The organism is Roseateles chitinivorans, assembly GCF_002761755.1.
Lineage (GTDB): Bacteria > Pseudomonadota > Gammaproteobacteria > Burkholderiales > Burkholderiaceae_C > Roseateles > Roseateles chitinivorans.
The window spans coordinates 1-10,766 of record NZ_PEOG01000113.1 but is presented as its reverse complement, the minus strand read 5'-3'; the positions used below and the strand labels follow the sequence as shown (position 1 = coordinate 10,766).

The 10,766-nt window shown below is 71.3% G+C and carries 10 protein-coding genes; 7 read left to right on the top strand and 3 right to left on the bottom strand.

Annotated elements, in window-relative coordinates; genetic code table 11:
* Positions 1-73: 73 nt before the first annotated feature.
* Positions 74-2,059 carry an acetyl/propionyl/methylcrotonyl-CoA carboxylase subunit alpha gene (locus CS062_RS24095; protein WP_099864322.1) on the top strand — a complete coding sequence of 662 codons (1,986 nt, stop codon included), beginning with the start codon at positions 74-76 and terminating at the stop codon, positions 2,057-2,059.
* Between the two features lie 21 nt (positions 2,060-2,080).
* Entirely contained in the window at positions 2,081-2,992 is a 912-nt protein-coding gene (locus CS062_RS24090) for a hydroxymethylglutaryl-CoA lyase (protein ID WP_099864320.1), read from the top strand.
* 55 nt (positions 2,993-3,047) lie between these two features.
* On the opposite strand, the gene CS062_RS24085 is transcribed toward CS062_RS24090, so the two are convergent.
* On the bottom strand, positions 3,048-3,494 hold the full coding sequence (locus CS062_RS24085; protein ID WP_099864319.1) for a VOC family protein: 447 nt from the start codon (positions 3,492-3,494) through the stop codon (positions 3,048-3,050).
* Between the two features lie 148 nt (positions 3,495-3,642).
* Between CS062_RS24085 and CS062_RS24080 the strand changes: the two genes are divergently transcribed.
* On the top strand, positions 3,643-4,221 hold the full coding sequence (locus CS062_RS24080; RefSeq protein WP_099864317.1) for a phosphoribosyltransferase: 579 nt from the start codon (positions 3,643-3,645) through the stop codon (positions 4,219-4,221).
* A 14-nt stretch (positions 4,222-4,235) separates the two neighbouring features.
* Here CS062_RS24080 and CS062_RS26675 read toward each other — a convergent pair whose 3' ends face one another.
* Positions 4,236-4,946, bottom strand: a complete 711-nt coding sequence (locus CS062_RS26675; RefSeq protein ID WP_199174344.1) for a hypothetical protein — start codon at positions 4,944-4,946, stop codon at positions 4,236-4,238.
* A 141-nt stretch (positions 4,947-5,087) separates the two neighbouring features.
* Between CS062_RS26675 and CS062_RS24065 the strand changes: the two genes are divergently transcribed.
* The 3 genes from CS062_RS24065 to CS062_RS24055 all read left to right on the top strand — a co-directional run bounded on the left by CS062_RS24065 (position 5,088) and on the right by CS062_RS24055 (position 7,374).
* Entirely contained in the window at positions 5,088-6,578 is a 1,491-nt protein-coding gene (locus tag CS062_RS24065; protein WP_099864313.1) for a C25 family cysteine peptidase, read from the top strand.
* Positions 6,568-6,870 (top strand): hypothetical protein, encoded by a 303-nt coding sequence (locus CS062_RS24060; protein ID WP_099864311.1) that lies wholly within the window; start codon positions 6,568-6,570, stop codon positions 6,868-6,870. The genes CS062_RS24065 and CS062_RS24060 overlap by 11 nt, the downstream gene beginning before the upstream one ends.
* Before the next feature lie 198 nt (positions 6,871-7,068).
* On the top strand, positions 7,069-7,374 hold the full coding sequence (locus CS062_RS24055; RefSeq protein ID WP_091720058.1) for an ElaB/YgaM/YqjD family protein: 306 nt from the start codon (positions 7,069-7,071) through the stop codon (positions 7,372-7,374).
* Here the strand turns inward: CS062_RS24055 and CS062_RS24050 are convergent.
* The gene (locus CS062_RS24050) at positions 7,361-9,718 is read right to left on the bottom strand and encodes a putative bifunctional diguanylate cyclase/phosphodiesterase (RefSeq protein ID WP_099864310.1); all 2,358 of its coding nucleotides are present in this window, start codon (positions 9,716-9,718) and stop codon (positions 7,361-7,363) included. The genes CS062_RS24055 and CS062_RS24050 overlap by 14 nt on opposite strands.
* A gap of 165 nt (positions 9,719-9,883) precedes the next feature.
* Between CS062_RS24050 and CS062_RS24045 the strand changes: the two genes are divergently transcribed.
* Positions 9,884-10,279 (top strand): phage holin family protein, encoded by a 396-nt coding sequence (locus CS062_RS24045; protein ID WP_099864308.1) that lies wholly within the window; start codon positions 9,884-9,886, stop codon positions 10,277-10,279.
* Positions 10,280-10,766 lie beyond the last annotated feature (487 nt).

Here is a 10,766-nt window from a genome sequence, read left to right as displayed (position 1 = left end):
CGTCCGGGCGCACCCGGCGCGAAGCGGCCACAAGCCGCGACGCGCCGAGGACCTGAAGCATGAGGAGACACCCGTGTTCAAGAAGATCCTGATCGCCAACCGTGGCGAAATCGCCTGCCGCGTCGCGGCCACCGCGCGCCGCATGGGCGTGAAGACGGTCGCCGTCTATTCCGACGCGGACGCGCGATCGCGCCACGTCCATGCCTGCGACGAGGCGGTGCGCATCGGCGGCCCCGCGCCACGCGACAGCTACCTGCAATGGCAGCGCATCCTGGATGCGGCCAAGGCCACCGGGGCCGAGGCGGTCCATCCGGGCTACGGCTTCCTGAGCGAGAACGAGGAGTTCGCACAGGCCTGCGCCGACGCGGGCCTGGTGTTCATCGGCCCGCCGCCCTCGGCGATCCAGGCGATGGGCCTGAAGGCGGAATCGAAGCGGCTGATGGAGCAGGCCGGCGTGCCGCTGGTGCCCGGCTATCACGGCGCGGATCAGGACCCGGCACTGCTGCGCCGCGAGGCGCAGCGCATCGGCTATCCGGTGCTGATCAAGGCCAGTGCCGGCGGCGGCGGCAAGGGCATGCGGGCGGTGCATGCGGACGAGGACTTCGATGCCGCGCTCGCATCATGCAAGCGCGAGGCGATCAACAGCTTCGGCGACGACGCGGTGCTGATCGAGCGCTACGTCCAGCGGCCGCGCCACATCGAGATCCAGGTCTTCGGCGACCGCCATGGCGATTGCGTCTACCTGTTCGAGCGCGACTGCTCGGTGCAGCGCCGGCATCAGAAGGTGCTGGAGGAAGCCCCGGCGCCCGGCATGACCGCCGAGCGCCGCGCCGAGATGGGCGCCGCCGCGGTGGCTGCGGCGAAGGCGGTCGGGTACCAGGGAGCCGGCACTGTCGAGTTCATCGCCGAGCAGGACGGCCGCTTCTACTTCATGGAGATGAACACGCGGCTGCAGGTCGAGCATCCGGTGACCGAGGCGATCACCGGCCAGGACCTGGTCGAGTGGCAGTTGCGCGTGGCGGCGGGCGAGCCGCTGCCGCTCCGGCAGGACCAGCTGCGGATGCACGGCCACGCGATCGAGGCCCGCCTCTGCGCCGAGAACCCGGAGGGTGGCTTCCTGCCGGCGACGGGACGGCTGTCGGTGGCGCGCTGGCCGGCGCACGAGGCCTTCCGCCGCGCCGATGTGCGCATCGACTCCGGCGTGGGCGAGGGCGACGAGATCAGTCCGTTCTACGACTCGATGATCGCCAAGCTGATCGTCTGGGGCGAGACCCGCGAGCAGGCGCTGGCGCTGCTGGACGCGTCGCTGAGGGACACGCACATCGTCGGCCTGCACACCAACGTGGCCTTCCTGCGCCGCTGCGCGGCAACCGCCTCGTTCGCCGGTGCCGACCTGGATACCGCGCTGATCGAGCGCGAGAAGGACGCGCTGTTCGGCCAACCCGGGCTGCCGCTGGCCGAGGCGGCCGCCGCGGTCGTGGCGCACACGCTGGCCGTGGAGTCGGCCACCGAGTCCGCCGACCCCTGGAGCCGCCGCGATGGCTGGCGCCTGTTCGGTGCGGCGCAGCGGCGCTTCGAGCTGGATGTGGACGGCACGCACCACCAGGTGCTGCTGGCGCGGCATCACCAGGGCAGCCTGACGCTGACCGTGGGCGGCGAGTCGATCTCGCTGGCGCTGCGCTCGGCCGGGCCCGAGCGCCATGAGCTCTACCTGGGCGAGCGGCGCGTGGCGGTGTCGACCTACAAGGTGGGCGAGCAGGTCGCCGTGTTCGGCGCGCACGGGTCGGCATTGGTGACCGAGGTCGACGTCATCGCCCATGCGGGTGAGGGGGGATCGGAGGGCGGCCGACTGACCGCGCCGATGCCCGGCAAACTGGTCGCCTTCCTGGCGCAGGCGGGGGACAGCGTCGCCAAGGGCCAGCCGCTGGCGGTGATGGAGGCGATGAAGATGGAGCACACGATCACCGCGCCGCGCGATGGTGTCGTCGCCGAGCTGCTGTTCGCGGTGGGCGATCAGGTCGGCGACGGTGCCGAGCTGCTGCGGCTGCAAGCAGCCTGAAGACCCCTCAAGGAATCAGCCATGACCACATTGCCCGCACGTGTCACCCTGGTCGACGTCGGCCCGCGCGACGGCCTGCAGAACGAGAAGGAGACCGTCAGCACGGCCGACAAGGCGAAGCTGGTGTCGCTGCTGCAGGACGCCGGCCTGAAGGAGATCGAAGTCACCAGCTTCGTCTCGCCGAAGTGGGTGCCGCAGATGGCCGACAACACCGCGGTGATGGCCGCCATCGAGCGTCGCCCCGGCGTGCGCCACAGCGTGCTCGTGCCCAACATGAAGGGCCTGGAGGGCGCGCTGCCCACCCGACCGGACGAGATCGTCGTCTTCGCCGCCGCGTCCGAGGCCTTCTCGCAGAAGAACATCAACTGCTCGATCGCCGAGAGCATCGAGCGCTTCGCGCCGGTGGTGGCCTCGGCGCACGAGGCCGGCATCAAGGTGCGTGGCGCGCTGTCGTGCGCGGTGGGTTGCCCGTACCAGGGCGAGGTGACGCCCGATGAGGTCGAGCGCGTCGTGCGGCTGATGAGGGACATCGGCGTCGACCACCTCGGCGTGGCCGACACGATCGGCGTCGGCACGCCGCGCAAGGTGCAGGCGGCGATGGAGCGGGCGCTGAAGCATTACCCGCTGGTCGAGGTGAGCGGCCATTTCCACGACACCTACGGCCAGGCGCTGACCAACATCTACGCCTGCCTGGAACTGGGCATCCACACCTTCGACGCGAGCGTGGCCGGCCTGGGCGGCTGCCCCTATGCGAAGGGCGCGACCGGCAATGTCGCCACCGAGGACGTGGTGTTCCTGCTGAGCGGCCTGGGCATCGACACCGGCATCGACCTGGACAAGCTGGTCGATGCGGGCGCCTTCATCTCCGGCGTGCTCGGTCGCCCGCCGGTGTCGCGCGTGGGCAAGGCGATCCTGGCCAAGCGCAAGGGCTGAGGACCGGGCTGGGGACGACCGCGCCCAACGCGACAGGAACCCCCGAGGGGCCGCCTCACCCCCTCACGCGCTCCACGAACCACCACAGGTGGCCGTCGAGGTCCAGCACGCCGTAGTTCTTGTCGGCCCAGTACTCGGGCCCGTAGTCCTCGACCTTGGGCTCGTGGACGATGGTGGCGCCGGCCCGGCGGGCGCGCTCGCAGTGCGCGACCGCGTCGTCGACATAAAGCATCAGGCTCTGCGTGTTGGCCCCGCCGATGCCCTTCGGGCTGCGCAGGGGGATGCCGAAGCGCTGCGAGCGCTGCCCTTCGCCGCCCTCGCTGACCATGATCAGCGCTTCGCCGAAGGTCAGCTGGCTGTGGACGACCGAGCCGTCGTCGCCATCGACCCGCAGCTGCACCTCGAAGCCGAAGGCCTCGCACAGCCAGGGGATCGCCTTGGCGGCGCTCTCGTAGAACACGGCGCTCGACAGACGCGGCCAACCGGCGGGGGTGGGTTTCATGGCGGCTCCCGGATTGAGGAAGCGGCCAGCATAGGCGCCGCTTTCCCGCGTCCGCAAGCCTGACTTCCGGCATCGCGCGAGCGCGTGGCCGAACCACCCGCCCGGCGGCCCAACCCATCCGCCTTTCCACCCCATCGAAGGCAACCGGATGGACGTCTCCCTGCGACCGATTGAAGGCCCCTGGACCGCGGGCTACGTGCTGGACCGGACGCTGCTCGCCAGCGCCTACCTCGGCGAGGACCCGGCCGGGCAGCCGCGCTTCGCGACCACCCGCACCGAGGTGGGCGAGGCGCTGTTCCAGCTGAAGCACCGCGGCGACCTGTCGAAGGCCGAGCCGCTCGCCCGCGCGCTGCGCTCCCGGGTCCTGCCGCGCCTCGGACCGATCGGCTTCATCGTGCCGATGCCGCCGTCGCGCGCCCGGCCCTGGCAGCCCGTCGCACGGGTGGCACGCGCGTTGGGGCAGCAACTCCGCGTGCCGGTCTTCGAGCGCCTGCTGCTCAGGACCCCGCAGGTCATCGCGGTGCGGGCCTCCTCCACGCGCGAAGAGACGCTGGGGCGGCTCGTCGCCACCTTCTCCCTGCACGACGAGATCCGCAACCCAGGGCGCTGGAACGCGCTGCTCATCGATGACCACATCCGGACCGGCGTCACGCTCGAGGCGGCCAGCCGCGTCCTGCGCCAGTACCGAAAGATCGACCAGCTGTACGTCGCCGTGCTGACCTCGTAGAGCCGGTGGAGCGCTCAGCCGGCGGCGAGGGTCTGGCCGACGCTGTCGCGGAACTTCGCGGCGCGCTCGGCGTCCGCATGCGCCTCGATGCGCTCGCAGCAGTGGTTGACCCACTCCTGGAAGCGGCTCTCCGTGTCCACCTGGCGGACCAGGTCCCGGAGCTCGCCCTCGCGGCCGGCCAGCATCCGCGTGACCAGGTCCAGCGCGAAGAACTTGGTGGCGACCAGGCGCTTGGCGCGCGCCTGCGCCTGGCGCGCCATGGCTGCGGCCTCGGCAACCTCTTCCGCGTCAACGGCCTGGATCGCGGATGCCGACGACACCGACACCGACGCCGATGCCGATGCCGATGCCGATGCCGATGCCGGTGCCGGTGCCGGTGCCGATGCCGATGCCGATGCCGATGCCGATGCCGATGCCGATGCCGACGCCGACGCCGACGCCGATGCCGACGCCGATGCCGACGCCGATGCCGACGCGGGCCCCATCGGGAGCTCTGCGGGCCGCGGCGGGCGCGGCAGTTCCACCAGGCCCTGGTCGACCAGCCGTGACAGGCCGTCGTCACCCAACCCCAGCCCGCGGCCCAGGCGCTGCAGCTCCTGCGCGTCGCGCTTGCCGTCGACGGTGATCAGCAGCGCTCGCAACGCGGGCGGCAGCTGGCGCTGGCCCGGCGCCAGCATCTGGCGCGCCAGCTCGGTCTTGCGGGGAGGAGTAACAGAAGTTTGCATGGCGGGCCGGATGTTGCGAAGGCCGCATGCAGGCTTGATGACAGTCCGGCGTAGGCCTCCCCAGCTTGTGGATTGCGGCACGGGCCGCCGCTGCCTACGATCCTGGTTTCCGGGCATCGCCCGGGCGGGGGAGGCACTCGCATGGACAAGCTGGTCATCGTTCATCGCGGCGCGTTGCGCGCCAAGTACGGCGCGGCGGCGCTGGCGAAAGTCGACGCGGCGCTGAAGGCGCTGGCCGCCGCGGACAAGCGGCGCGGCGTCGATACGCTGGTCGTGCCGGTCGACCTCGCGTCGGCGATGAAGCCCTACGACGCCGCGCCGGTCCCGGCCCGGCCCGATGCGAAGGCGCTGAAGGCGGCCATCGACGCGCTGGCCCGGGCCCGGCAACCGCACTACCTGATGCTGCTGGGCGGCCCGGACCTGCTGCCGATGGTGCCGCTGAAGAATCCGGCACATGGCGGCGAGCTCGGCGACGAGGACCGGATCGTCCCCAGCGACCTGCCGTATGCCTGCGAGGCCGCCTACTCGACCGACCCGAACCGGTTCCTCGGGCCGACGCGGGTCGTCGGCCGACTGCCCGACCTGCCCGGCGCGACGCGGCCCGACCTGCTGCTCCAGCTGATCCGCGCGGCGTCCCGCCACAAGGGCCTGCCGCGCGCGTCCTTCGCGGACAGCTTCGCGTTGTCGGCCGAGGTCTGGCAGGGCTCGACCCGGCTCAGCCTGACCAATACCTTCGGCCATGCGGACCGGCTGCATCTGTCGCCGCCGGACGGACCGAAGTGGAGCAAGGCGGATCTGGCGCCGCGCATGCACTTCATCAACTGCCACGGTGCCGCGGACATGCCCGAGTACTACGGCCAACGGGGCGAGGACTTCCCGGTCTCGATGCGCTCGACGCTGCTGCGCGACCGGGTGACGGCGGGCACGGTCGTCGCCGCGGAGTGCTGCTACGGCGCGCAGCTCTTCGATCCGGCGCTGGCGGACGGCGACTGGCCGATGGCCCTGCGCTACCTGACCGACGGCGCTTGCGCCTTCCTCGGCAGCACCACCATCGCCTATGGACCGAGCGAGGGCAACGGCTCCGCCGACCTGCTCTGCCAGTACTTCCTGCAACGCGTGCTGGCCGGCGCCTCGCTGGGCCGGGCGCTGCTCGAGGCGCGCCAGAAGTTCGCCGGCGAGCGCACCCACCTCGACCCGATGGACCTCAAGACGCTGGGGCAGTTCTACCTGCTGGGCGATCCGTCGCTGCAGCCGGTGGCCGGCGTGTCGCATGCGCTGGCCCGCACCAAGGCCTTCCGCAAGGCCTTCGCCTCGGTCGAGGATCGCGGCGTGCGCGGCCTGCGCCGCGAGCGCCTGGAGCGGGAGGGCCGCAACCTGGCGCGCTCGCTGCCGCGGTTGATTCCGAGCGAGGCGGCGCCCGCGCCGGCGGTGCTCGAGGCGGTGCGGCCGATGCTCAAGGAATCCGGCCTGGACGCCGAGCGCTGCGCGCGGGTCAGCTACCGGATCTCCGGCGCGCCGGGGCATCGGGCGATCCATGTCTACAAGGGGTGGGTCGAACGGCGCCTGCTGGCGCTGATCGCCACCGAGCAGGACGGACGACTGCTCCATGTGAGGCGCATGCATGCCCGCTGACCGTGACGATGCGCCGGGCGGCGCGGCCGAATGCCTGCGCGGACGCCTGTGCCGCGAGCGCGTGGATGCGGGCAGCAAGAGCGAGCGCCTGGCGGTGCTGCTGGTCGTCGCCGATGGCGATCGGGTCGTGCTGCGCCGTGCCGGCGCCAATCCGTTCCGCGATCCGGAACTGGAGGCCCTGGAGGGCCGGGTCTTGATCGTCGAAGGCGAACGGCGCACCCACTATTTCCTGGTGCGCCGCTACACCGTTTGCGAGGACGATGCCCCTTCCGCCGACGACCGGAACGGCTGAGCGCCCGATTGGGTGCCCAGGCCGGGAGCGAAATCTGCCGGAGACCCACCAAGCCTCGCGCATCGTCAAAACCGTGTGCCGCGGTCGGACACCCGTCAGGGCGACTTGCCGCGGATTGCTCGGCAGACGTACAACCGGACTTCGTTCCGCGCCGATGCGCGTCCTGATCCTCACAACCCGACCAAAAGGAGCCCGCCCATGGCCAAGACCTCTCCCTCCGACCGCCTGCTGTCCGACCTGCACCAGGTGGTGACCGACGCCGAGTCGCTGCTGCGGGCCACCGCCGACCAGACCAGTGCCGGCGCGTCCGAACTGCGCGCCCGCGTGCAGTCGACGCTGGATCGCGCCAAGTCCAGCCTGGGCGAGTTCCAGTCCGCCGCGGTCGAGCGCGCCAAGGCCGCCAGCAAGGCGACCGACGACTACGTGCACGACAACCCCTGGCAGTCGATCGGCGTGGCCGCCGGTGTCGGCCTGCTGCTGGGCCTGCTGATCAGCCGCCGTTGATCGGCGACGCCGCGGCGCTGGATGCCGCGGCGCTGGGCGCGGCGCAAGGCGCCGCCGCCATCGGCTGGGTCCCCGACGCCGCAGGCGCCGGGTCCAGCGCCCAGGGCTTGGGCGCGGCCAGCCAGCGGTCGAGTTCCTCGGCCGGCATCGGCTTGGCGAACAGCCAGCCCTGGCCCTCGTGACAGCCCAACGCCAGCAGGTGCTGGCGCTGTTCCTCGGTCTCGATGCCCTCGGCGACGACCCGCATGCCGAGGCTGCATCCCAGGTTCACCACCATCTGCGCGATCGTCGCGCCGGCCGCCGAGCTTTGCGCCTCACGGACGAAGGCGCGGTCGATCTTGAGTCGCTCGACATCCAGCCGCCGCAGCTGGCTCAGCGACGAGAAGCCGGTGCCGAAGTCGTCGATCGCGACCGACGCACCGGTGCCGCGGATCTCCGCCAGCACCCGCAGCACCGCCGAGACCTCTTCCATCGCCATCGATTCGGTGATCTCCAGTTCCAGCGCGGCGCCGGGCACCTCGGCATCGGCCAGCGCGCGCCGGACGGTGTCGATGAAGGCGGGATGACGGAACTGCGCCAGCGAGATGTTCACCGCGACGCGGAAGTCCGCGTAGCCGGCGTCGCGCAGCTGCCGCACCTGGCGGCAGGCGGTCCGGAGCACGAATTCGCCGATCGGGACGATCAGGCCGGACTGCTCCGCCAGTGGAATGAACTGGTCGGGCGGCACGAACTTGCCATCGGCGGTGCGCCAGCGCAGCAGCGCCTCGGCGCCGATGACGCGCAGCGAGCCGAGCTCCACCTGCGGCTGGTAAACGACGAACAGCCGGCGCTCCTCGAAGCTGGCGCGCAAGCCCTTCAGCAGCTTGAAGCGCTCGCGGGCGTCGATGCCCATCTCCGGCGAGAAGTACTGCGACGCGCCACGGTTCCCCGCCTTGGCCCGCTTGAGCGCGATCTGCGCGTCCAGCAGCAGTTCCGAGCCCAGCGTCCGGGACTGGGCGAGCCGCACCAGCCCGGTGGTGGCGGACAGCTGCAGGCGCTCGCCCGCGACGGTGAAGGGGTCGTCGAAGACGCCGCCGATGCGCTGGCCGTTGACCATGTCGTCGGGCCCGAGCAGGCCGAAGGCGTTCGACGAGATCCGCGCCATCGCGGTGTTGAAGCCCAGCCGCTGCGCCAGCCGCTGGGAGACCGCCTGCAGCACCTGGTCGCCGAAGCGGTGGCCGAAGGCGTCGTTGACGTCGGCGAAGTCGTCCAGGTCGATCAGCGCGAGGGTGATGCCCTCGGGCGTCTTGAGGTTGTGCTCGAGCAGCTCGATGAAGCGGGTGCGATTGGGCAGCTGCAGCAGCGGATCGTTGTAGGCCTGGTCGGTCAGCTGCGTGTAGAGCATGACGTTCTCGAAGCCGACCGCGATGTTGGAGCAGAACGCGCGCAGCAACTGGCGGTCGAGCTCGTCGAGTTCCCGTTGCACCTCGACCAGCGCCGCCATGGCGCGACCGCTGGGCAGGCCGAAGAACAGCACGGTGCAGCCGTCTTCGTGCAGGTTGTGGCCGACGGTCAGGCAGCGCGCCAGCAAGTCGCGCACCTTGCCCACCGGCACCGCATGCAGCGGGCGGTTGATGAGCGAACTGTACTGGCCGGCAGCCGCGATGACGCGGGCATCGCCGCTGGCGTCGTTGTGCGCCTGCACGCAGACCAGCCCCTCGGGCAGCGTGCCCAGCAGCGCGCACAGCTGCGTGACCACGCCCTCGGCGAAGCGGTGCAGACCGTGCTGGCGACCGAGCTCGGTGCTGGCCTCGACGATCATCTCCAGCCCTTGCCGGTTGGCCTCCAGCGCGCGGATCTGGCGGTAGGAGCGGATCGCCGCGGTGAGCACGGTGTACAGCCGGGTGCGGGTCAGCTCCGACTTGGTCTTGTAATCGTTGATGTCGTAGGCCTGGACCGTCTCGATCTCCGGCGCGTAACCGGGCTGGCCGGTGCGCAGCACGATGCGCACCGCGCGCAGCCGCAGTTCCTCGCGGATGTGGCGCACCAGCTGCAGGCCGGCGTCGTCGGACTCCATCACGACGTCCAGCAGGACGACAGCGATGTCGGGCTCCTGACGCAGCAGCGCGCGCGCCTCGGCGGCGGACTTGGCATGCAGGAAGGCCAGCGGCTGGCCCTCGACCTGCAGGCCCTGCATCGCCAGCTCGGTGGCCTTGTGGACGTCGGTGTCGTCGTCGACGATCAGCACCCGCCAGGGCTTGCGTGGCGGGAGGTCGTCGAGGACGGCGTGCTCGTGGTCGTCCAGGAACTGCAGCAGGTCGTCGTCCTCGACGACGTCGGAGTGCGTGTGCTGGCGATCAGGCATTGAATCAACCTTGAAGGGCCGGCCGCACGGGGTCCGCGCAACCAAGCGTTACCGCACTGTAGCCCAAGGCCCGGAGGCGGTACGGACAAAGGACGCCCTCGTTTCCCCCGATTCAGTGATAGCTTTCGCACACCGGAGGGGCCGGAGACAGAGGAGAGACGTTCGATGGAATCACGCGATCCGGGGTTGACGGAGCGGCTGCGGCGGATGGCCGAGCGGGCGCTTGAACTGGCCCGCGTGCGGCTGGAGCTGTTGGGTGTCGAGCTGCAGGCGGAGCTGCTGCGCCTGTTCGGCGCCTTGACCGCGCTGCTGCTGGCGCTGCTGCTGGGCGTGGCCGCGCTGCTGATGCTGGTGTTCGCCGCGCTGCTGTGGGTGCCCGATGCCTGGCGCGCGCCGCTGGGCGCGGGACTGGGCGCGGCCTTCCTGTTCGGGGCCGCGGCCAGCTGGTACTGGGCGAAGCGCCAGCTGGCGGCGGGCCGGCCGTTCGCGGCCAGCGTGGCGGAGCTGGCGCGCGATCAACGCGCGCTGGAGCCCGAGGCCGAGCCGGGAGCACGGCCATGATGTGGGGCGATGCAGGCCAGCGGCTGAAGCTGCGGCAGCTCGAGCTGCAACTGCGCAGCGCGGAGCTGCGCCTGGGCTTGTTGCACGATGCGAGGGCGCTCGAGGGCCCGATGCAGTGGGCCGAACGCGGCCATGCGCTCTATCGCCTGGCGGGTAGCCTGCCACGCCTGTGGCGGACGGTGGCGGCACTGGCCGCAGCAGGCGGCCTGGCTGGGTTGACGCACGCCTTCCGCCGGCATGACCCCAAGGCGGCAGACAGCCCGCCCGGCCGCATCGCGCGGCTATGGGCCTGGCTCAGCCTGGGATGGAAGGTGTGGCAGTGGGTGAAGCCGGCGCCGCCGGCCGAGCCCGCCGGGGCGTCGACGCCTTCCTGCGCAAGGAGACGGTCAAGGCCGACGATCGCGAGTTCACCGCGTCGGGCGATCCGGAGGACCTCGATTCGATCCGCCAGTTCGCCGTCGCGTTCCTGCGCCACGAGCAGGACCTG

What these genes read in the sequence shown, in the direction of transcription:
- CS062_RS24080 (WP_099864317.1), top strand. Translation starts at nt 3,643, where the DNA reads ATGGACGTCTCCCTGCGACCGATTGAAGGCCCCTGGACCGCGGGCTAC.
- CS062_RS24050 (WP_099864310.1), bottom strand. Translation starts at nt 9,718, where the DNA reads ATGCCTGATCGCCAGCACACGCACTCCGACGTCGTCGAGGACGACGAC.
- CS062_RS24045 (WP_099864308.1), top strand. Translation starts at nt 9,884, where the DNA reads ATGGAATCACGCGATCCGGGGTTGACGGAGCGGCTGCGGCGGATGGCC.
- CS062_RS24055 (WP_091720058.1), top strand. Translation starts at nt 7,069, where the DNA reads ATGGCCAAGACCTCTCCCTCCGACCGCCTGCTGTCCGACCTGCACCAG.
- CS062_RS26675 (WP_199174344.1), bottom strand. Translation starts at nt 4,946, where the DNA reads ATGCAAACTTCTGTTACTCCTCCCCGCAAGACCGAGCTGGCGCGCCAG.
- CS062_RS24085 (WP_099864319.1), bottom strand. Translation starts at nt 3,494, where the DNA reads ATGAAACCCACCCCCGCCGGTTGGCCGCGTCTGTCGAGCGCCGTGTTC.
- CS062_RS24090 (WP_099864320.1), top strand. Translation starts at nt 2,081, where the DNA reads ATGACCACATTGCCCGCACGTGTCACCCTGGTCGACGTCGGCCCGCGC.
- CS062_RS24060 (WP_099864311.1), top strand. Translation starts at nt 6,568, where the DNA reads ATGCCCGCTGACCGTGACGATGCGCCGGGCGGCGCGGCCGAATGCCTG.
- CS062_RS24065 (WP_099864313.1), top strand. Translation starts at nt 5,088, where the DNA reads ATGGACAAGCTGGTCATCGTTCATCGCGGCGCGTTGCGCGCCAAGTAC.